This window comes from Streptomyces rishiriensis, assembly GCF_030815485.1.
Taxonomy (GTDB): domain Bacteria; phylum Actinomycetota; class Actinomycetes; order Streptomycetales; family Streptomycetaceae; genus Streptomyces; species Streptomyces rishiriensis_A.
Genome location: NZ_JAUSWV010000002.1, coordinates 2630946 through 2651087 on the forward strand (window position 1 = coordinate 2630946; position 20142 = coordinate 2651087).

A 20142-nucleotide genomic window follows, 5' to 3' on the forward strand; every position below is an offset into this window, starting at 1 on the left:
TCCCGTCTTCGGCGTTTCTCACCTTCGCGTGATCCACTGACCCGATGACGACCGAGCCCACGCAGGACACCGAAACGCGGGGTGTCCCCCTGGTCCCCGTCCTGCTCGCCCTCACGGTGGTCAGCGGCCTGATCGACGCGGTCAGTTACCTGGGCCTCGGCCACGTCTTCACCGCCAACATGACCGGCAACGTCGTCGTGCTGGGCTTCGCCGCCGCCGGCGCCCCGGGCTTCTCGGTCCCGCACACGGCGACCTCGCTGGGCTGTTTCCTGGTGGGCGCGATCGTCGGCGGACGGGTGTCCCGGGGCCTCGGGACCGGCTCCCGCCGCAGATGGACCAGGATGACGCTGGCCGCGGAGGCGGTCCTGGTGGGCGTCTCGGCCGCGGTGGCCTTCGCCGCCCCGGACCACGCCCCCGTCACCGTGTACTCGGTCATCGCCCTGACCGCCTTCGCGATGGGCCTGCGCAACGCGACCGTACGCAAACTCGGCGTGGCCGACCTCACGACCACCGTCCTGACGATGACCCTCACCGGCCTGGCCTCGGACTCCCGGGCGGGCGGCGGCGCGGGCACCCACTCCCCGCGGCGTACGGCGTCGGTGATCGCCATGGTCGTCGGCGCGGCCATCGGCGCATGGCTGGTACTCCGCTACGGCATCGCCGTCCCGCTGCTGGTCGGGGCGGCGGTCGTGGCAGTACTGGCGCTGACGGCGTCCGGCCGGGAGTGAGGACTCATTCCGCGCTGACTCTCAACTCCTTCACCCCGTTGATCCAGGCGGACCGCAGCCGACGCGGGTCCCCCACGAGCCTCAGGTCGGGCAGGGCATCGGCGATGGCGTTGAAGATGAGGTTGATCTCGAGCACGGCGAGCGACTTGCCGAGGCAGAAGTGGGGTCCGCCGCCGCCGAAGCCGAGGTGCGGATTCGGATCCCGGGTGACGTCGAACTCGTCGGGCCGCTCGAACACCTCGGGGTCGCGGTTGGCGGAGGAGTAGAAGAGCCCGACCCGGTCCCCCTTCCTGATCAGCTTCCCGCCCAGTTCGGTGTCCTGGGTGGCGGTCCGCTGGAAGGCGATGACAGGCGTGGCCCACCGCACGATCTCCTCGGCGGCGGTGCCCGGCCTCTCCCGCTTGTACAACTCCCACTGCTCGGGGTGGGTGAGGAAGGCGTGCATCCCGTGCGTCGTGGCGTTCCGGGTGGTCTCGTTCCCGGCCACGGCCAGCATCAGCACGAAGAACCCGAACTCGTCGGAGTTGAGGTTGCCCTCGTTCTCGGCGGCCACGAGCGTCGAGACGATGTCGTGAGCGGGGCACTGCTTCCGCTCGGCGGCCATGTTCATGGCGTACGCGAGGATCTCGGCGGCGGACTGCTGCCCGACCTCCGCCGTGATGGCGAACTCGGGATCGTCGTACCCGATCATCTTGTTGGACCAGTCGAAGATCTTGGAGCGGTCGTCCTGGGGCACGCCGATCAGCTCGGCGATGGCCTGCAGGGGCAGCTCCGAGGCGACGGACGTGACGAAGTCGAAGGAACCGTCCTGCGCACGGGCTCTCTCGACGATCGCCGTGGCCCGGTTCCGCAGCCGCTCCTCCAGCGCCCGGATGGCCCGGGGCGTGAACCCGCGCTGCACGATCTGCCGCACGCGCGTGTGCTCGGGCGGATCCATGTTCAGCAGGATGAACCGCTGGGCGTCGATCGAGTCCCGTTCGATGTGCTCGTTGAACCGGATGATCGCGGTGTTGAGGTAGGAGGAGAAGATCTCGGGACGGGTGGAAACGTACTTCACGTCCGCGTGACGGGTCACCGCCCAGTACCCCTCGTCCTGGAAGCCGGCGACATTGCCCGTCTGAGGGATCCAGCGGACCGGTTCGGCAACGCGCAACTCGGCGAACTCCGGTAGCGGCACATGGTGCTGAAGCAGGTCGGGATCGGTGAAGTCGAACCCGTCGGCAAGCTCTGGACAGGGCATCGGCGGCTCCAGCCATCTGACGACGCGATCTGACGGTTCATCAGAAACTGATTGTCGTGAAGGTAGTTCAGGACCCTCGAGCCTGCAAGACCCTTGCGGTGACGCACATCACGTAAGCAGACTGCACACAGCGAAGAACTAGAACACGTACTAGTTCCGAAGGGATCCGCACCCATGGCCGCCGAACCCGTGATCGTGGAAGCAGTCCGCACCCCCATCGGCAAGCGCGGCGGCGCGCTCGCCAACCTGCACCCCGCCTACCTCCTGGGCGAGACCTACCGCGAACTACTCGGCCGCACCGCCATCCCCGCCGACGCGGTCGAGCAAATCGTCGGCGGCACGGTGACCCACGCCGGCGAACAGTCCATGAACCCCGCCCGCACGGCCTGGCTGACCGTCGGCCTCCCGTACGAGACGGCCGCGACGACGGTCGACTGCCAGTGCGGCTCCTCGCAGCAGGCGAGCCACATGACGGCGAACATGATCGCGGCGGGCGTCATCGACGTAGGCATCAGCTGCGGAGTCGAGGCGATGTCCCGCGTCCCCCTCGGCTCGGGCTCGAAGCACGGCCCCGGCAAACCGTTCCCGGACGAGTGGAACGTGGACCTCCCGAACCAGTTCGAGGCGGCGGAACGCATCGCGCGCAACCGGGGGTTGAGCCGCGCGGACGTCGACGCCCTGGGCGTGCTGTCGCAGTCGCGGGCGGCGACGGCCTGGTCGGAGGAACGCTTCAAACGCGAGACCTTCGCCGTCCAGGTCCCGACGACGGAGGAAGAACAGGCGGCGGGCCAGGGCATGTGGCGCCTGGTCGACCGCGACGAGGGCCTGCGCGACACCTCCCTCGACGCACTCTCCCGCCTCAAGCCGGTCATGCCGACGGCGATCCACACGGCCGGCAACTCGTCGCAGATATCCGACGGCGCGGCGGCGATCATGTGGGCGTCGAAGCGGATGGCCCGTGCCCTGAAGCTGAAGCCGAGGGCGAGGATCGTCGCCCAGGCGCTGGTGGGCGCGAACCCGCACTTCCACCTCGACGGCCCGATCGACGCAACCCGCGCCGTCCTCGGCAAGGCGGGCATGTCCCTGAAGGACATCGACCTCGTCGAGATCAACGAGGCTTTCGCGTCGGTGGTGCTGAGCTGGGCGAAGGTCTTCGACCAGGACCTGACCAAGGTCAACGTCAACGGCGGAGCGATAGCGCTCGGCCACCCGGTGGGAGCGACCGGCGCCCGCCTCATCACGACCGCCCTGCACGAACTGGAGCGCACGGACAAGGAGTTCGCCCTGATCACCATGTGCGCGGGCGGCGCACTGGCGACGGGGACGATCATTCAGCGCCTGTAGCGCCACCACCGGTCCAGGCAAGGAAGGTCGAGAACGCGGCGGGCTCGATGGTGAGAATCGGGCCCGCCGGGGTCTTGGAATCGCGGACGGCGATGGCGGCGGGAGTCTCAGCGATCTCGACGCACTCGCCACCCTGGTCACCGCTGTAGGACGACTTACGCCAGATCCTGTTCTCCATAGCGCTCCTCCATCACTCGCCGGATCAGCTCCGCCGATTCCTTGAGGGAGAGAGCGGCAGCCCGGAGATGATCGTAACGGAGTGAACAGTCGTTGACGGTGTCCGGGTTCGCGCTGGGATGCCCACTGCCGTACCCCTCCGTATAGACGATGGCCGGGTCGCCGGCGAAGCGAAAGAGGGTGAACGAGCCTTGCGCTCCGGGGTGTGCCCCGGCGGCAAACGGCAGCACTTGCACGTTGATTCGCGGATTGGCCTCGAACGACAACAGGTGCCGGAGTTGCTCGCGCATCACCTCCCGACCACCGATCTCCTGACACAGGACGCCCTCGCTGATCACAATCCAGAGGACGGGCGGCGCGGCTTTCTCGAAGATGCGCTGACGAGCGAGGCGGACGGTGGTGCGGTCGTCGAGATCGCTCTGATCGAGCACACCGAGCACGGCACGCGCGTAGGCCGGGGTCTGGAGCAGGCCATGCACCAGGTGAGTCTGAAAAGTGCAGATCTCTAGGGCCCGCGCTTCCAGCTCGGCGACTTCCCTGAACCAGGCCGGAAGTTGACTCCGCAGCACGAGTACGACGAGCCGCGAGAACAACCCGCCGGTCCCGAGGGCAGCATCGACCCTCTCACTGAACTCAACGGTGGGCACCTTCCGGGCGGTCTCGACCTGCCCCACCAGCGAGCCGGTGTAGTTGAGGACGCCTCCCAACTGCGCCTGCGTGAGCTCGGCCGCCTCCCGCAACCGCCGAAGCTCGAACCCGTAGTAGTCGAGCGGCGAAGCTCCCGGGTCGAGAACATTGATATGCGTCACGCAGGCCCTCCCACGACACAACGGGTTGCATTCAGTGCGTAGCCCAGAGTAGTTCCCACAGCTCACCCTCGTACCGTGAACGGATACTTCCCCTCGATCTACGCCTCTCCCGTCCCCACGCAGTACCGCATGACCCTGACGGCCGGCGAGCACTCGGCCCGCCATATCCGCCGAATCGCGCGCATGCACCTGCAGAACTGGGAGCTGCAACACCTGACGGACACGGTCGCGTTGGCCCTGACAGAGCTGATCGCGAACGTAATCCGCCACGTTCCGGACAGCCACTGCACGGTGCTCCTGCTGAAGCAGCGGACGGGCATCAGGGCAGAGGTGACGGACGCCTACGGCCAACTACTCCCGGCCCCGGCGAAGTCGGCCCCGGAATCGGAAGGCGGCCGAGGCTTGCTCCTCCTGGACGCGTTGGTCGACAAGTGGGGAGTGTCGCCGACAGCCGGGGGCGGAAAAACGGTGTGGTTCGAGTGCGAAGCCGTCACTTCTCATGGACGCGCAGAGCCCGACAGATGACGAACCCGTCACCCGAACCATCCGTGACGAGCAGCTTGACGTAGTCGGCCCTGCGCCTTTCGGGAACGTCCACAAACTCGTCGAGCTGGACAGCGTCAGGGGCGGGCAAGATCAGGAGTTCGCGATACCGGGACTTCACCTTCATCCCGAGCACGTCCAGGAACTCGATCTCGACGGCGTCCTCCAGCCCGCCCCCCGGACCGGACCGCAGCACGAGTTGCCGATGAGACGCCCCGTAGGACCAGAGCTGGAAGGCTCGCTCGTAACGGAAAGTCAAGTCCCGGTTCGCGACCGACCGGTCACTCACCTCGAATCCGTGAAGGCGCCTCCGCTGGAGCCACGTGCCGGTGGCGCCGACCGTCGCCACCAAGGCCCCGAAGGAGACAGCCCACGCCAGACTCCTGGGAATGTCCACGAAGGGGCCCATCACCCAGATCGCCCCGGACGCGATCACCCAAACGCCGAGCACCCGCAAAATCATGGCGCGCCGCGAAGGAGGCTCTGCCCGTAGCGCCTTGTGCCGCACCTCCTCGTATCTGCCCGCCCTCGCGTAATAGGCGTGCAGCCATCGGGCATTGCGGCACCCCGCCCAGAGGAGCAGTCCCAACCCCGCGCCCGTCAGGGTCGCCTGGAACAGGATCACGAGGTCGTCGAAGCCGGACAGAGCCGCAGCGATCAACACCGCCATCACAGTTCCGCTCGTCACCCCGACGCGCACGGGATGGCGAGCCGCCGCCAGTTCCAGCCGGGAAGGCGGCTCGCCCGTCCCCAAGACCCGGTCGACCGCCAGCAACGCCTTCTCCCAGCGACGCATGTCCACCCCCCGTGGAATCCCGCAGCACCGACCAGGAGGACCGCCTGGTCGGACTGCGAGAATCTCAGCCTTCGTTGATACGCAGCGACCGGCAGACCACGAACCCGTCCCCCGCCCCATCCGTGACAAGCAGCTTGGCGTACTTGGACCTGTGCTGTTCCGGGATCCCCACGAACTCGTCGATCTCGACAGTGTCGGGTGTGTACGAGATCAGTAGCTCACGGTACTGAGACTTCACCTTCATCCCCAGCACGTCCAGAAACTCGATGTTGAAGCGCTCCCGTCGCCATCGTCAGGGCGGCTTCGCAGGATGAGCTGACGATGGGGCATCCTGCCGAGCGTCGGCTGCGGGGCCTGGTGGTCGGGCCCGGTCGCGCCCCCGTGGAAGGCTCAGGGCAGCGAGGTCGCACGGTCGCCTGAACGGTCGAGGCGACGGGTGCGGTAGCGGGCGACCGCCCTGCATACGGCAGAGATCAGCAGGCCCAGGCCGATGATCAGGGAACCCACGGCGAGGAGCGCCAGGAGGACCAGGGTGGGGTTGATCCAGGCCGGAACGAGGTCGTACGAGGCGTTGCACTTGTTGTGCAGGGGGAAGACCTGCGACGGCTCGCGCCAGTGCTCCGCGCGGTAGCCGTCGTCGTAGGGCCGGCCTTCGATGAGAGTGCAGGTCTCCGCCACGTCCAGGCCACCGGAGAACGCCCCCCAGATCCAGGTGAAGAACATTCCGGCGCACGACAGCGCCGAGAGCAGCAGCCAGAAGAGCGGCGTCCGCCGTAGCAACCACACCCTCGTTGTCCAGATCACCGCGTTCCCGGCCACCGTCTTCCCGCCCATCCCGTGATTCTCCCCTCCCGGTGATCAGAACGCTCTGTCAGCCCCAATTGCCGTCTGTAGCATGCCTTTTGTCCCGTGCGCGCACTCAGCGGGCCGGGGCGTCCACGGGGAGGGACCGGACATGCTGAGCGAAGCGTTGACCGCGGCTGCGGCCGGTGGGGGAATGGCCGTCGTGCAGTCGGCCGGGGCGGACAGCTGGGCCTGGTTCCGGGTGCGGTGCGCTCGGCTCGTCGGGCGAGGGGACGCCGACGCCGAGCGTGAGGCGCTGGACCGGCTCGATCGGACCGCGGCCGTGCTCGGCGCCGTCGACGAGGGTGAGCGGGAGCGGGTGCGGGCCGTGCACGCGGTGCTGTGGCAACGGGAGTTCGCCTCGCTGCTGGAGGCCCTCGCGCAGGAGGAGCGGGACCGGCTCGTCGAGCAACTCGTCCGGCTGACCAAGGAGTTCGGGGCAGATGACGGGCCGCAGGGCGGCGCCGTCAGCGGGAACACCTTTCACGGGCCCACCGCCGTCCAGACCGGTGATCACAACCGGCAGGAGAACCACTTCGGGTCCGGCGGATGAGCGACCCCCGTCCCGAGACCGGCAGCACCGAGTCGGACCCCGGCGACAGAGGCCCGCGCCACGCGAACTCCGTCTCCGGCAACGCCTTCCACGGGCCCGCCGCGTTCCAGGTCGGTGACCACAACACCCAGAACGTCCATCACCACGTCACCCACACCGCTCCCGCCACCGGGGACCCGCTCGACACCACCGCCGACGAATTCGCCCGTGTCGTCGGCGCCCAGTGGCAGGAGGAGGCCGGGCTGCGGCGGCTGCTCGAGCCCGCGCCGCTGCCCGTGCGGTGGCGGGTGAGTGAGCGGAAGGTGGCGGGTCGGGTCGTCGGGGCGACCGGGGAGGGTGCGGGACGGGCGCGGTTCGGGCCGTTGCCGGGGCTCGGGCCGACTACCCGGGCGCTGCTTCGCGACGGCGGTGGGCTGTCCGAACTCCACGCCGTGTACGGCGGGTTGGCCTCCGGGCGGCTGCTGCTCGTCGGGGCGCCGGCCGCGGGCAAGACCGCTGCGGCCGTGTTGCTGCTCCTCGACGCGCTCGCCCATCGGGCCGCGCAGGGCGTACCCGCGGACCGGGCCCGCGTGCCCGTCCCCGTGCTGCTCTCCCTCGACGGGTGGAACCCCGGCGAGGACACTGTCACCGAGTGGGCCGCCGACCGGCTCACCCGCGAGTACACGCTGTTCCACGGCCGGGGCGGGCGCGCCCGCGCGCGGCGGCTGCTCGAGCAGGGACGGATCTCCCTCTTCCTCGACGGCCTCGACGAGGTCACCGGCAAGCTGCGCGGGGCCATGGTCAGCGCGCTGGAGACGGCGCCGTTCCGGCTGGTGCTGGTGTCGCGGGCCAGGGAAGCGGTGCTCACCGCGAAGAAGGCCCGGCTGGGCGGCGCTCTGGCGGTGGAGATCCAGCCGGTGCGGCCGGCCGACGCCGCCGGGTATCTGCTGAACCGGCTGCCCTCCGCGCCGTCCCGCGCCTGGCAGGAGCTCACCGGGCGGCTTCTCGCGGAGACCGACCCGTTCGCCGCCGGACCGCTCGCCGCCGCGCTCGCCGGTCCGCTCGCCATCGCCCTGGTCCGCGACGTCTACGGTGACGACGACCCCGTCGACGAACTGCTCGACACCGCCCTCTTCCCCACTGCGGCGGCCATCGAGAACCACCTTCTCGATCACGCGGTCGTCGCCGCGTACATCCGGCGCCCCGGGCACCCCCGTCCGCGCTACTCCGCCAGGACGGCCGAACGCACGCTCCGGTACCTCGCCGGCCGGCTCACCCAGGAGGGTGTCCACGATCTGCGCTGGTGGCACACTTCCGGCTGGACGGGCCACCGGCCGCGGCTGATCGCCGTATGGATCGTCTCCACGGTCGTGTGCGGGCCGCCCGGCACGGTCATGGCCTGGAGTCTGTACCCGACTCCGCTGGTGGCCGTGATCAGTGTCCTGTCCGCGATCGGGGGCGGCTACGGCGTCGCCCGCCGGGTCGCGGAGTTCAGCGAGCCGCAGCCGCTGTCGAGTGCCGGCTGGCGCGACATCTTCACCCCGGACACGGTCCGGTCCGGCATCGGGCAGTGGCTTTTCGTGGGTACCGGGCTCTGCGTCCTGCTGCCGCTGGTCTTCGACCCCGGCCCGCCGATCTGGCTGCTGTACCTGGTGACGCTGCCCATCGGCTTCTCCGAGCTGCTGGTGACAGGCCGAGGACACAAGATCCTCTCCGGCACCCCGTTCCTCTCCGCCGGCTCGGGCCGTGGCTACGACAAGGTACGGAAGGGGTTCGACCGGCCCCAGGTGGTGGACACCCGGTCAGTGGGCCCGGTGGACGTGTGGCGACACCACATAGGGCTGCGGCTCTTCCTGGGGCTGCTGACCGGATTCGCCCTCGCGCTGTACATCGGCCCGATCATCGCCTGGACGCAGTACCCGCTCCTCGGAGCGATGTTCGCGCTGACGGCCGCCCTGTGGACCGGCGCCGCATCGGTCCTCGCCGGCAACCTGGCCGTCGCCACCGCCCTCACCGCCGTACAGCTCCACTTCGAGAAAGGCACCCCCGTACGGTTGATGCGCTTCCTGGAGGACGCCCGTCGCCGCAACCTGCTGCGGGCGACGGGCCCCGTCTACCAGTTCCGGCACGCACGGCTCCAGGAGCGGCTGGCCGCGAGAAGCGCGCCGGAGTGATCAGCTCACCGGCCGGGCGCCGCCATCGGAACGGTCTCGGTCCATCGGAACGTCATCGACAACGGCTTCTGGCCGCCGGGGAAGGCCGCGCGGGCGGTGTTGGAGATGCCCGACGCCATCGGGTCCTTCGCTCCGCTCTCGTACCCTTCCTTCGACACTCCACGGGTCAGCGACTCGACGGTCATCTTCTGGGTGATCTCGAACTGCACCGTTCCGCGCCGGTTCAGCCTGTTGTAGCCGGTCACGGTCGCCTTCATGTTGAAGGAGCCGAGTACCGCGCGGGTCGCGCCCGCCGCCGTGTCCCGGTCGTTGTCACCGGCGAGCTGCATGAGGGCGTCGGACACCTCGCCCGCCATCATTCCCTTGAGGGGGAGATCGTTCATGGCCGCGCCGTACTTGGTCTTGTAGTCGAGCCCCTTGATGGTCTGCCCTATCTTCGTGTGCGTGCGGTGCGAGAGGAAGGTGCGCACGACCTGCATCCAGATGTGGTCCTGGACGGCCTGGGTCATCTTGTCGTTCGCGTCGAAGTAGTAGGCGGACGGAGTGGCACCCATGAACCACATGGCCGTGAGCTGGGTGGCGTTCGGGTTGAGGATGACCTCCGGGTTGAGGACCAGCTGCTCGCGGTAGGCGGCCGCGGCCCGACGGCCCAACTCGTCCTGTCGCGTCCACGTGTCGCCGCTGGCCGTGCCGCAGTTGCTGTTGCACGGGTGGGGCGTCTGCGGCTTGGAATAGTCGACGGCTTCGTTGGGACGCCCGTTGCCGGGGGTACCGTCCGGGCGGGTCGGACAGGGCGTGTCGTCGCCGTTGCCGCCGCAGGCGAGGCCCAGGCCGGTGGGGTCGCTGTGGGTGAGCGGGTTCTGCACCGCGTACGTGTAGCCGTTGAGGCTTTGGAGTTCGCCGGTTTCCAGGAGCGGGTCGACGCTGATGAACTGCCCGATGGACGCGTCGTATTCACGGGCGCCGATGTGGGTCAGGCCCGACGTGGCGTCCCGTGTCTTGCCGAGGAAGCCCTTGTCGTCCGGCCAGGGGCCGTTCAGTGTCGTGCCGCGGTCGGCGCCGAACGGGGTGGTGTAGCGCTTGGTGAAGGTCTGGCCGGCGTCCGGGTTGAGCGCCAGCGTCGAGGTCCGGTGCTGGTCACCCGTGAGGTAGGTGAGCTTGTTGGTGCCCGACTGGTTGGAGCGGACGGCGACCGTCAGTTCCTCGGCGCCGTAGTAACGCTGCGCCCAGGTGGTGCCGTTGGCGCGGAGGTGGAGTTCGGTGGCGCCGGTGTACAGGATGCGCTCGCCGTTCTGTGTGCTGCGGATCAGCAGGGTGCCGTCCGTGGTGTAGAGGTAGTCGGTCGCCACGCCGCCCTCGGTGAGCCTGCTCAACTTGCCGTCGGGCGACCACTCCAGGGTCTGGGTTCCGCTCGCTCCGGGCCGGTGCCAGGTGTTGCCGGACTTGTCGTAGTCGTAGGAGCGCTCCGGGGTGGCGCAGTCGGTCTTGGTCGTGGTGCCGGTCAGGGTGTGCGGCTGGGCGGTGAGGGTGGTGGGGTAGCAGTACGTCGTCTTCGTGTCGCCGGTGCTCTTGTGGACCGTCTCGCCGGTCCGCTGGCCCGCGGCGTTGTAGGAGTAGCTCGACCAGTACGGGGCCGGGCCCGACAGGCTCGACGCGCTCCTGGTGTCGGCGCACTTCTGTGAGGCGGGCGTCCAGGCCTCGGTCAGGCGCTGGTGACCGTCGTAGGTGAAGCACTGGGTGTCCGCGGAGCCGGTGCCGCCCAGGAGGGTCGGGTCGCTGATCGCGGTGACGTTGCCGGTCTGGTCGTAGGTGTAGGTGAGGTCCTGGAGCATGTAACCGTGTGTCTGGTCGGTGACATGACTGTTCGTCAGGCGGCCGGTGCCCTCCTCATAGGTGTGGCCCACGTACACGCTCTTGTTGCCGGTGCCGCCGGTGCCCAGTGTCAGCTGCTGCGGCTGTGCGAGCGCCGAGTAGTCCACGTCCAGCAGGTAGCCGGTCGCACCGCCCACCGAGGTGACGTCACCGACGGCGTCGTATCCGTATTCGACGATCTCGGACGACAGGCCGCCCACGGCCGGCTCACGGCTGAGCTTCTTGCTGCCGTCGACGTTGTACTCCGTCTCGTACGCCAGCGTGGCGGACGCGCCCGCCTTCACGAACGGGTCGCTGTCCGGCAGCTCCAGCTGGGTGCCCGTGGGGCGGTTCAGGCTGTCGTAGGCGGTGATGGACTGTGTGTAGGCCGCGCCTGCCTTGCCGTTCACGTAGCGGGTGGAAGAGGTGAGCTGGCCCTTGACGAGGGTGTCGTAGACGAAACCGGTGAGCTGGTTGGCTTCCGTCTTGGAGTTCTTCCAGGTACCGATGGTCCGGCCCAGCACGTCGTAGTCGGTCACGACGGCCGTGCCGCGTGCGTCCGCCGTTCTGACCGGACGGCCGAGGGCGTCGAACTCGGTGAGCGTCACGCCCTTGTCCGGGTCGGTGCTGATGCCCTCACGGCCGAACAGGTCGTAGACGTAGGACCACTTGGCGCCGTCGGGGCCGGTGAGCGTCAGTCTCTTGCCGTCCAGGGCGAAGTCCGTCTTGGTGGACGTGTACGAGGCGCCGGCGCTGCCGCCGTAGGCGGCGTCGGCCGGGCTCGTGCTCGCGTACTCGCGGGTCTCCGTCACCTGGCCGCGGACGTCGGTGATCGTGCGCTGTGCCGAACCGCCCTCCAGGGCCGTGGTCGCGGCCGAGTCACCCGTGTAACCGGTGGTGGTGGCCCACTTCTTGATGCCGTACGTGTACAGGGTGCTGGTCGTCGCGCGGCCCGCCCCGTCGAACACCGTCTCCGTCTGCTGGGGCGCCTCGCCGTACTCGGCCCGCGTGTACGTGCCGTTGGGCGTGCTCGTGGTGTCGAAGATGTCGGCGTACGTCTCGTAGGCCAGACCCCGCGTGTCGTAGCGGGTGTCCGTCAGCAGCCGGCCGCCCTCGGGGGTGGGCGACTGGGTCTGGAGGGGGCGCAGGAGCGCGTCGTAGAGCGTGTAGGTGGTCTTGTAGGTCTCGCCGTCCTTCTTCAGGGTCGAGGTCGACACCCAGGACGGCTTGGCGTTGTCCGTGTGGTAGGCGTACTTCTGGTTGGGTGCCTGGCTGCCGCTCGTCCGGTTCGGCAGCCATACGTCGGTCAGCCGGCCGAGGGCGTCGTAGGCCATCTCGGTCTTCTTGAGGCTCACGTCATAGGTGCGCAGCGGCACCGCGCGACGCGGGTCGAGGAAGGTGACCGTGTTGTACGTCTTGGCGTCCGTGGTGACGGTCTTGGTCAGCGGCCCCGCGTCGACGGGCGTGTAGGCGGTGCTGGTGGGGTTCCCCACCGCGTCGGTGACCTTGAGAGTGCGGCCCAGGGTGTCGTACGTCGTGGTGGTGGCCGTCTGCCAGCCGGACGGGAGTCGGTCGCCGGCCGCGTCGGCGGCCGTGGTGTAGCCGGTGGGACGGCCGGTCCAGGTCGCCAGGCCCTTGGTGGGTTTCTGGGTCGCCGACCAGGTGGTGGCGTTCGCGGTGTCGTAGACGGTGCCGACGTCGGAGAGCACACTGCCCCGCTCGGGCGCGGCCGGGTTCATCGTCGCGGGCAGCGCGAGCGATGCGTCCGCGGTCGCGCAGCTGCGGGCGACCGTGCGGGTGCGGGAGGTCAGGCCGATGAGGCCGATGTCGGCGTTGCGGGCGTACCAGGTGCGGGTGCAGGTCTCGTCCGAGGCCTTGCCGACCTGCCCGGAGTCGTCGACCGTGACGGGCATGCCGTAGCTGTCGTAGGACGTGTTCGTCAGGCGTTCGCGCCAGGTCTGCGAGGCCGTCAGGTAGGTGTAGCTGTGCACCTTCTGCGGGCGGACGAAGCGGGCGACGTGGTCGCCGGCGCCGGACACGCTCTGGCGGGCGGTCTCCTGGGACCAGGGGTCGTTCACCGTCGCCGAGACGGCGGTGGAGCCGTCGTAGGTGACCTGCTCGCGCAACTGCCCCGCATACGGGTCGCTGTCGGTGAGGGCGGCGGCTCCGAGAGCGGGCGTCGACAGGGGGGCGACGGAGACGGACTTGGCGGTGCCGTCGCTCTTCTTGTCACCGTCCATGCCCTGGAGGTAGAGGGAGACCGTGCGGGAGCGGGTCACGCCCGTCGCGCCGGTCCAGGCGGTCACCTGGGCGTAGCCGCGCCACTCCGACCAGGTCCGTTCGTCCTTCGGCGCGAACGGGTCGTCGCCGTAGTGCCAGGCGGCACCGCTGTAGGAGTACGCGTGCTCGACCGCCTCGTTGCCGCCGGTCGGGTCGGACACGCCGACGGCCAGCACCCGGTACTTCTGGAACCAGTCGATCGAGGCGTCCTCGCCACCGTTGATGTGCCAGAACTGCGGATAGCACGAACGGGTGTTGGTGTCCGGGGCCGCGCCCAGCACCTGGCTGCGCACGCACTCCGCCGCCGACAGCGTCACCGTCGTGATCGCACCGGTCTCCGAGACGACGGTGGAGATCCGCGGCCGGGTCAGGGGCAGGATGTCGTCGGTGCCGTCCACGCGGTTCGACCGCATCTGGTAGGTGAACGAGACCGGGTTCAGCGCGACGCTCGTGGCTCCCGCCTTCGCGGTCCGCTCGAGCGACTTCAGGGTGAGCACCTGGTCGGAACTGTCGCCGATGTCCCCGCCGTCCAGGTACTGCTCGACCAGGTCCCAGGAGTCCACCGCGTCGTAGGCGGCGGAGGTGGCGTTGTAGGAGAAGGTGTCGATCCCGGTCAGCCGCTTACGGGAGAAGAAGGCCGGGCCGACGGCCTTGCACTCGTCGTCGTCCTTGGCGCAGATCGCGTCGAAGGGAACGTCCGGCCAGTTGTCGGCGGTGTCCTTGGTCAGGGAGGAGCAGTCCGACGCGGTGCAGCGCTCGGCGTAGCCGAAGGTGACCTTGGCGTCCGCCTTGTCGGTGAACAGGGCCCCCTTGCGCAGGCCGTACTCGATCCGGTTCAGGTAGCCGCCTCGCGTGTAGGCGGCGTCGGCCGTCTCGGCCTTGTTCTTCTTGTAGTAGTTCGATTCCTTCGTGTACCAGTAGGTGGCCGCGTTGCCCCGCAGGTCCTCGACGTAGTCGAGGCTCCACCGCCAGGCCTGCGTGAGCGAGCGGTCGCCGAACGCGTCGCCCGCGGAGTAGCCCGGCTCGCCCGAGTCGTCGCCGAACACCGGCACCGTCGCCGTGGAGTTGGTGCGCTGGGCGTCCGCGCCGTCCAGCTTGTTCTGACCGAAGACGTACTTCGTGCCGTCGCCGGTGACGACGGTCCAGTACTCGCCGTTGTCGTCGCCGTTGTCCGCGCCGGTGGACCGGGTGACCTTCGAGGCGTCGTCGCCCTCCAGCCGCCACTGACCGTCGTCGTCGTCCTTGACCAGCCGCGTCGACTTGCCGTTCAGCACCAGACGGGCGTTGTCGTACTTCCAGCAGAGGTCCGAGATGTCCTCGTGGCCGTCCTCGTCGCACGAGCCGTAGGTGCGCTCGATGTAGGACTCGGTGAGCCCGAAACCCTCACCGACCGAGGTGCCCTGGTTGTTGGACGTGGCCGTGCGGCCGTCGACGCTGCCCGAGTCGTACGACAGGGACAGCGGCGGCAGCGGGCCCGCCGCCGCGGGCGGCAGCGTGAAGTCGTACGACCAGGTGAACGCGCCCGAACTGCCGCCCGACTCCCAGGACGAGGAGTCCGACAGCGGGGTGGCCGAGTAGTTGCCGGTGCCCTTGGGCGACTCCCCGGACCCGGCCGCGGTGGCGGTGACGGCCAGCACGGTGGCGGCCGGGGCCGCGCTGCCCGCGGCCTTCATGAGCTGGGTCGACGCACCGTCCGCGGACTCGGCGATGCCCACCTGCGCCGAGACCGACCGGTGCGTGAGGTCGTTGTCCGACGCGAGCGGACGCTGGGTGCGGCACTCGCTCTTCTCGGGGGTCGTCAGGGCGCACGCGGGAAGCTGCACCAGACGCAGCCGCTGCGACCAGCCGCCACCCAGGGCCGAGGAGAATCCGCTGTAGTCCACGCTCACTTCGGCCTTGCCGGCGGTGTCCGCCGCGGCGGTCAGCAGTACACCCGCGACGCCTGCCGCGCGCGCTGCCGTCTGATCCAGCACGGTGACACGCGCCGTGCCCGCCGCCGCGGCCTTGTCCCCGGGCGGCGGCTCCAAGGTGACCGGTACTCCGCCCGGTTCGGCCTTCCCCGCCCTGCCGCCCGTGAGGGAGAGCTTCGCCTCGCCCTCTCCGGGCCAGACCGCCTTCTGCTCCGTACGGGCCCGATCGGCCTGGGCCTTGTTGGCCTTCTTCTCCTGGGCGACCCGTCGCCGGGCTTCCTTCGCGCCGAGGCCGTCGACCGTCTCGACCTTGCTCACCCGGGACTTGGGTACTTCAGGCCGCCCCGGGCCGGAGGTCTCCGCGGCCTGGGCCAGCTGCGCCGCGCCCAGAGGTGCGACGAGCGCGAGGGCCAGCGACTGCACCAGCAGCCGGCCGAAGCGGTGCCGGGCGGCCCCACCCCCTCGCGTATGTGAGGTGCTCCTGCCAAAGATCATGGTCTTGTTCCCCCGGTCGTGTCGAAAGAGTTCTGAGAGGTTCGGAGCGGTAGCCAGAAAGCAGGGGCAGGGGCAGCCCGCCGAGCGAGCCGCCCCTGCCCCTCCCCGTCAGTCGCCTACGGTCTCTTCGATCTGCTCGGATCCGGCCATCGCACCCGCCCACAGGCGAACATCCGCGACGCGTCCGGGCAGGTAGTGCCCCCACGTGTTGCCGGCGAAGTCCTTGCCGACCGCGAGGTCGCCCGAGCCGATCTTGGCCGTGAACGCCTGGTCGTCACCGTTCTGCACGGCTCCCAGGTAGAGGCCGATCGTGCCGTCCTGGGCGTTGAAGACGCCGGTCATCCTGACCGTGCCGTCCACCATCGCGGCCTCGTCGGACGCCACCGCGCTGAACGTGCCGTCGGCGTTGAGCCGGCCGAAGCGCCAGAAGCCCACCGGCACCGTCTTCTCCTCCAGGGTCTCCTCGTCCAGCACGGTCTGCTTGTCCGTCAGCTCGTACCAGAAGCCCCAGGCCGACCCGTCGGCCGTCCGCTGCCCCACCACCTGGCCGGTGTAGCCGACGCTCTTGCCGGCGAGCGCGGTGGCATCCAGGGACGCCAGCGTCGTGACCGTGAACGACCCCGTGTCGTCCACCACCGGACCCGCCGCCGTGGCCGCGTCGTCCACGCCGTCCAGCACGATCGACTCGCCGTTCAGCGAGGCACCGCCGCCGAGGGTCAGCGACCGGCCGTAGCCCGAGGTGGTGTCCGCGATCGCGGTGCCGGAACCCCGGTCGGCCGACCAGTCGGCGACCAGCTCCACCCCGGCGTACCCCTGCGACGTCAGCGCCCGTGCGTCGTCCGCGATCTCCTCCGGGGACAGGGCCCGCTGCCACGCCGTGGGCTCGTCGATGCTGCCCTTGAAGTAGTCCACGTAGGTGTCCGCGTACAGCAGGCGGCCGATCTGGAACGCGCCGTCCGCGTGCCAGGCGGTCCCCGCGTCGACCGAGGCCTGAAGCGTGCCGTTCACGTAGAGGTGGACCTTCTTGGCAACGGCGTCATGGACACCGGCCACATACGTCCACACCCCCTTGGGTGACGCGTTCGGTGCCGCCGCCTCGTGGAAGGCACCGTCCGTGCCCAGCACGCGCATGCTCCACTTGCCGCCGTAGGAGATGATGAACGGGCTGTACTTCTTGGTGAACGGGCTCGTCGTCGCAGCGGACTGACTGAGGACCGTGACGGTCTTCGTGGAGGCCGGGTCGACCCGTACCCAGGCGGCGACCGTGTAGGACCCCGCCGTGTCCAGCACCGTGCCGGCCGTGGCCGCATAGCCGGTGCTGCCGTCGAGTGCCAGCCCCTTGTCCGTCACCGGCGTCGCCAGCGGCACACCGGCGGCGTCACGGGTGATCAGACCGCGACGGCCGCGGTCGTCGCGGACCGCAGCGCCGCCCGGGGTCGCGTTGTCCGCGCCGTCCCACGTCGCGGAGTCCACCGCCGTTCCGTCGGCCTCCCCGAACTGCCACTGGCCGACCGGCTTCTCACCGTCGGCGACCACGAAGTCGACGACGGACTGCGCACCGTAGCGGGACACGTTGTCCTTGGCCCGCACGTACAGGCGGTACGTGCCCGCCTTCGTGGGCGTGATGCCCACCGACACGGAAGCCCCCTTCTGATCCGGCGACCACGCGGCCGTCGAGGAGAGCTTGTACTGATACGCGACGTTGGTGTCGCCGGTGGCGGGCGCGAACTTGAAGGTGCCCTTCACCGCCGGGCCGCCGTGAGCGGTGCAGTCGTTGGCCGTGCACGCCGTGTAGGGGCTGCCGACGGTGATGCTGGGCGCCTTGGGCGCGCTGGAGTCCACCTTGAAGTAGCACCAGCCGGTGGTGGTGGCGTTCGACGGGCCCGCCAGATTGCTGGCGCCGCCGTTGTAGTACGACCGTACCCAGCTCCGGTACCGGTAGAGCGTGCCGTCCGTGAGGGTGGACCAGGTCAGCGTCACCTTGGTGTTGTCACCGACGTAGCCGGTCGAGGGACGTGCGTCGCCGTTGCCCGGCGTGGTGTCCACCCAGGTGCTGCCGCTCTTGCTGTCGAGGTCGTAGGCGATCCGCAGCTGGGCGTCCTTCTCACCGCCGGGCTTGGTCTGCGCGGTCGCGGCCAGCGCCGGAGTGGGGTCGGAGACGACCGCCGGGTCGCTCTCGGCGGTCTCGCAGACGGTGCCGGAGCCGGTGACGATGCCGACGGCGCTCGGCTTGTCGGGCAGGCCGACGAAGTTCACGGCGAGTACGGCGTCGTTCTTGAAGCGCTTCCAGGCCGACGGGTCGGACTCGTCGTGCGCCTTGATCTCCAGCGTCAGCCGGGAGAACTTGCCCGCGGCGAAGTTCGACACCGTCGAGGTGAGGTTCTCGTTCGTCTCGTCAGGGTTGTCGTTGAACTCGATCGGCGCGTCCGGCGCGTCCGGGTCGCACAGCGAGCCCCGGCCGGCCGAGACGTTCCGGTCGACCATCAGATCCAGTTCCGACGGCCGCGAGGACCACGTGGTCGCGGAGGAGATGTTGTTCGTGCGGACCAGGTCCACCCAGCGCGGGTCACACTGGAACGCCCACGGCTCCGTCACCCGGAACGTCGCGTCCAGAACCTTCTTCCCCTTCAGGCTCGCCGGGGAGAACTCGAAGTACAGCTTCTGCACATACCCCGGACCGCAGTAATAGCCGTTCCAGGTACCGCACTTGCCCGCACCCTTGCCCTGGTCGTCGTCGCCGTTGCTCCAGCCGTACGACTCGTAGCCGTCGCTGCGCAGCAAGGTGCGCTCCGACTCGCCCCACGTCACCGTCGGGTCGATGAAGAGCGGAAAGGCGGAGGCGTCGGTCTCGGTGAGCATCTCCGTGTCCGGGACGACGGACAGCGAGTCCTTGGTGACCGCCACGTCCATCTTCGCGACCTTGTCACCCTGACCGGGCTCCAGACCCGAACCGGACGGCGCCACCTCGGCGGGGTCGGACGACTCCACCGGCTCCTCGCCGAGCACCTGCGCCCGCACCGACTGGGGCTGAGCCCCGGCGGTCTCCGACGTCTCCGCGGTCTCGGCGGCTTCTGGGGTCTCTGCCGTCTCCGGCGTCACAGCAGTGTCTGGCGTCCCGTCGGCCTTCGGCGTCTCCGGCGTCTCCGGCGTCTCCGGCGTTTCCGGCGCCTTCGGCGTCTCGGCCGCCTTCGAGGTCTCCGGCGTCACGGCAGCCTCACCGGCCGAGTCCCACATCCGCGCCGGCGGCGCCTTGAACACCGTGCGACCACTGCCGTCGACGGCCGCGAGGTTGCCCGCCGCACCCTCGCGGACGTCCAGCCCCTGAGCCTTCAGCCCGAAGGTGAGCTTCTTCAGCTCCTCGTTCGCCGCCGCCTCGGGTGTCTTCACCACGAACACCGGCTGGAAACTCTCCGGCGTCGCCGTCACTCGCAGATCGACACCCGGCAGCACCTCCGCATATACGGCGCTCGAGCCATCCAATCGCGGGGCCGGAAGCTTTTCCGGCCATTCCAGTTCCAGCGAGTTGCCCTGGTCCTCGATCCGCGCCAGCGGCGCCTTGTCGCCCCCCGCCGAGAACGCGATCGACACGGCGGCGGCCTTCGGCCCCACCGAACCATCGGAACGTTTTTCCAGGGTCGCGTCCGGCGCCTGCCAGCCACCGCCCGCCCTGGCCACGCGTATCGGAACCGCCGACTGCTCCAGCGTGAAGGTGAACCCGTCGGGATTGGCGTAGACCGTGGTCCGGTCCGTACGCTCCCCCGTCACCTCCACCCGCTGACCGGACTCCTCCGCCTCGGCCAGCGCCTGCTGACCCTCCGTCAGGGCCGCGGGATCCGCCTCCGGGGAAGCTGCCGCAGCCTGCTGCGCGGGCAACGCCAGCATCCCCAGCAACACGGCCAACGCGGCCGTCGTCGCTCCCGTCCCCCTGCGTCTGCCGTGTCTACGGCGTCCGAACGCGCCTGGTCCACCCCGTGCCGAAAGCACTGAACTCCGCCCCCCAGAGTCAGAAGATCTCGAAAAAGTAAGCGAATTCAAACCCCTGTTTCACCCAGCGTCAAGGAAATATCGCTGTGCGCAATGGCCACTTGACACACCAAAGCCGGTCAACTGCCCCTTGGGAAATGCGCTGCCGACTCATCAGCGTGCGCGCAAAGCACGAGAGGAAAGAGAGATGAAAGAAAGAGGAAAGGGAGAAAATCCTCAGCGATTGACAGCCATCACCACGTAGAGGCCCGCGATGGCCGCGAGCACGCAGACGACGGCCAGGACGATCAGCACGAGGCCGATCAGGCCGGTCGCGCCGGCGATCGCCATCCACCCGGCGCGTTCCGCGCGTTCGCCCCGCCGCACCGCGTCGCGGTAGTCACTGTCGTCGTTCCAGTCGCGATCAGTCATGGTCCCCCCGTATCCAGCCGCTGTC

General features: G+C 69.3%; 14 protein-coding genes. 5 read left to right on the forward strand and 9 right to left on the reverse strand.

What is annotated here, in order from left to right:
• Positions 1–44 precede the first annotated feature (44 nt).
• Positions 45–728: a YoaK family protein gene (locus tag QF030_RS14215; protein WP_307163033.1), complete on the forward strand. Its 684-nt coding sequence runs from the start codon at positions 45–47 to the stop codon at positions 726–728.
• Between the two features lie 4 nt (positions 729–732).
• Here the strand turns inward: QF030_RS14215 and QF030_RS14220 are convergent, their stop codons facing one another.
• The gene (locus tag QF030_RS14220; protein ID WP_307163034.1) at positions 733–1968 is read right to left on the reverse strand and encodes a cytochrome P450; all 1236 of its coding nucleotides are present in this window, start codon (positions 1966–1968) and stop codon (positions 733–735) included.
• A gap of 174 nt (positions 1969–2142) precedes the next feature.
• Between QF030_RS14220 and QF030_RS14225 the strand changes: the two genes are divergently transcribed.
• The gene (locus QF030_RS14225) at positions 2143–3312 is read left to right on the forward strand and encodes a steroid 3-ketoacyl-CoA thiolase (protein ID WP_307163035.1); all 1170 of its coding nucleotides are present in this window, start codon (positions 2143–2145) and stop codon (positions 3310–3312) included.
• On the opposite strand, the gene QF030_RS14230 is transcribed toward QF030_RS14225, so the two are convergent.
• Together QF030_RS14230 and QF030_RS14235 are read right to left on the reverse strand one after the other, a co-directional pair.
• Positions 3296–3490: a DUF397 domain-containing protein gene (locus QF030_RS14230; RefSeq protein ID WP_307163036.1), complete on the reverse strand. Its 195-nt coding sequence runs from the start codon at positions 3488–3490 to the stop codon at positions 3296–3298. The genes QF030_RS14225 and QF030_RS14230 overlap by 17 nt on opposite strands.
• The gene (locus QF030_RS14235; protein ID WP_307163037.1) at positions 3468–4298 is read right to left on the reverse strand and encodes a helix-turn-helix domain-containing protein; all 831 of its coding nucleotides are present in this window, start codon (positions 4296–4298) and stop codon (positions 3468–3470) included. Before QF030_RS14235 ends, QF030_RS14230 begins: the two co-directional genes overlap by 23 nt.
• Positions 4299–4373: 75 nt before the next feature.
• Between QF030_RS14235 and QF030_RS14240 the strand changes: the two genes are divergently transcribed.
• Positions 4374–4823 carry an ATP-binding protein gene (locus QF030_RS14240; RefSeq protein ID WP_307163038.1) on the forward strand — a complete coding sequence of 150 codons (450 nt, stop codon included), beginning with the start codon at positions 4374–4376 and terminating at the stop codon, positions 4821–4823.
• Here the strand turns inward: QF030_RS14240 and QF030_RS14245 are convergent.
• From QF030_RS14245 to QF030_RS14255, 3 genes are all read right to left on the reverse strand, one after another.
• On the reverse strand, positions 4789–5637 hold the full coding sequence (locus tag QF030_RS14245) for a hypothetical protein (protein ID WP_307163039.1): 849 nt from the start codon (positions 5635–5637) through the stop codon (positions 4789–4791). The genes QF030_RS14240 and QF030_RS14245 overlap by 35 nt on opposite strands.
• A 64-nt stretch (positions 5638–5701) precedes the next feature.
• On the reverse strand, positions 5702–5881 hold the full coding sequence (locus QF030_RS14250) for a hypothetical protein (RefSeq protein ID WP_307163040.1): 180 nt from the start codon (positions 5879–5881) through the stop codon (positions 5702–5704).
• A 146-nt stretch (positions 5882–6027) separates the two neighbouring features.
• Positions 6028–6471, reverse strand: coding sequence for a hypothetical protein (locus tag QF030_RS14255; protein ID WP_307163041.1), 444 nt, complete (start codon positions 6469–6471; stop codon positions 6028–6030).
• Between the two features lie 121 nt (positions 6472–6592).
• Here QF030_RS14255 and QF030_RS14260 point away from each other — a divergent pair, with 121 nt between their 5' ends.
• Together QF030_RS14260 and QF030_RS14265 are read left to right on the forward strand one after the other, a co-directional pair.
• Positions 6593–7033, forward strand: a complete 441-nt coding sequence (locus QF030_RS14260; protein ID WP_307163042.1) for a hypothetical protein — start codon at positions 6593–6595, stop codon at positions 7031–7033.
• A complete protein-coding gene (locus tag QF030_RS14265; protein ID WP_307163043.1) occupies positions 7030–9186 on the forward strand; it encodes a hypothetical protein in 2157 nt (718 codons plus the stop codon). Before QF030_RS14260 ends, QF030_RS14265 begins: the two co-directional genes overlap by 4 nt.
• A 5-nt stretch (positions 9187–9191) precedes the next feature.
• Here the strand turns inward: QF030_RS14265 and QF030_RS14270 are convergent, their stop codons facing one another.
• The 3 genes from QF030_RS14270 to QF030_RS14280 all read right to left on the reverse strand — a co-directional run bounded on the left by QF030_RS14270 (position 9192) and on the right by QF030_RS14280 (position 20117).
• Entirely contained in the window at positions 9192–15722 is a 6531-nt protein-coding gene (locus QF030_RS14270; protein WP_307163044.1) for an RHS repeat domain-containing protein, read from the reverse strand.
• A 108-nt stretch (positions 15723–15830) separates the two neighbouring features.
• Entirely contained in the window at positions 15831–19604 is a 3774-nt protein-coding gene (locus QF030_RS14275) for a LamG domain-containing protein (RefSeq protein ID WP_307167570.1), read from the reverse strand.
• Between the two features lie 318 nt (positions 19605–19922).
• The gene (locus tag QF030_RS14280) at positions 19923–20117 is read right to left on the reverse strand and encodes a hypothetical protein (RefSeq protein ID WP_307163045.1); all 195 of its coding nucleotides are present in this window, start codon (positions 20115–20117) and stop codon (positions 19923–19925) included.
• Positions 20118–20142 lie beyond the last annotated feature (25 nt).

What these genes read in the sequence shown, in the direction of transcription:
- QF030_RS14215 (WP_307163033.1), top strand. Translation starts at nt 45, where the DNA reads ATGACGACCGAGCCCACGCAGGACACCGAAACGCGGGGTGTCCCCCTG.
- QF030_RS14220 (WP_307163034.1), bottom strand. Translation starts at nt 1,968, where the DNA reads ATGCCCTGTCCAGAGCTTGCCGACGGGTTCGACTTCACCGATCCCGAC.
- QF030_RS14225 (WP_307163035.1), top strand. Translation starts at nt 2,143, where the DNA reads ATGGCCGCCGAACCCGTGATCGTGGAAGCAGTCCGCACCCCCATCGGC.
- QF030_RS14230 (WP_307163036.1), bottom strand. Translation starts at nt 3,490, where the DNA reads ATGGAGAACAGGATCTGGCGTAAGTCGTCCTACAGCGGTGACCAGGGT.
- QF030_RS14245 (WP_307163039.1), bottom strand. Translation starts at nt 5,637, where the DNA reads ATGCGTCGCTGGGAGAAGGCGTTGCTGGCGGTCGACCGGGTCTTGGGG.
- QF030_RS14250 (WP_307163040.1), bottom strand. Translation starts at nt 5,881, where the DNA reads ATGAAGGTGAAGTCTCAGTACCGTGAGCTACTGATCTCGTACACACCC.
- QF030_RS14255 (WP_307163041.1), bottom strand. Translation starts at nt 6,471, where the DNA reads ATGGGCGGGAAGACGGTGGCCGGGAACGCGGTGATCTGGACAACGAGG.
- QF030_RS14260 (WP_307163042.1), top strand. Translation starts at nt 6,593, where the DNA reads ATGCTGAGCGAAGCGTTGACCGCGGCTGCGGCCGGTGGGGGAATGGCC.
- QF030_RS14265 (WP_307163043.1), top strand. Translation starts at nt 7,030, where the DNA reads ATGAGCGACCCCCGTCCCGAGACCGGCAGCACCGAGTCGGACCCCGGC.
- QF030_RS14270 (WP_307163044.1), bottom strand. Translation starts at nt 15,722, where the DNA reads ATGATCTTTGGCAGGAGCACCTCACATACGCGAGGGGGTGGGGCCGCC.
- QF030_RS14275 (WP_307167570.1), bottom strand. Translation starts at nt 19,604, where the DNA reads ATGCTGGCGTTGCCCGCGCAGCAGGCTGCGGCAGCTTCCCCGGAGGCG.
- QF030_RS14280 (WP_307163045.1), bottom strand. Translation starts at nt 20,117, where the DNA reads ATGACTGATCGCGACTGGAACGACGACAGTGACTACCGCGACGCGGTG.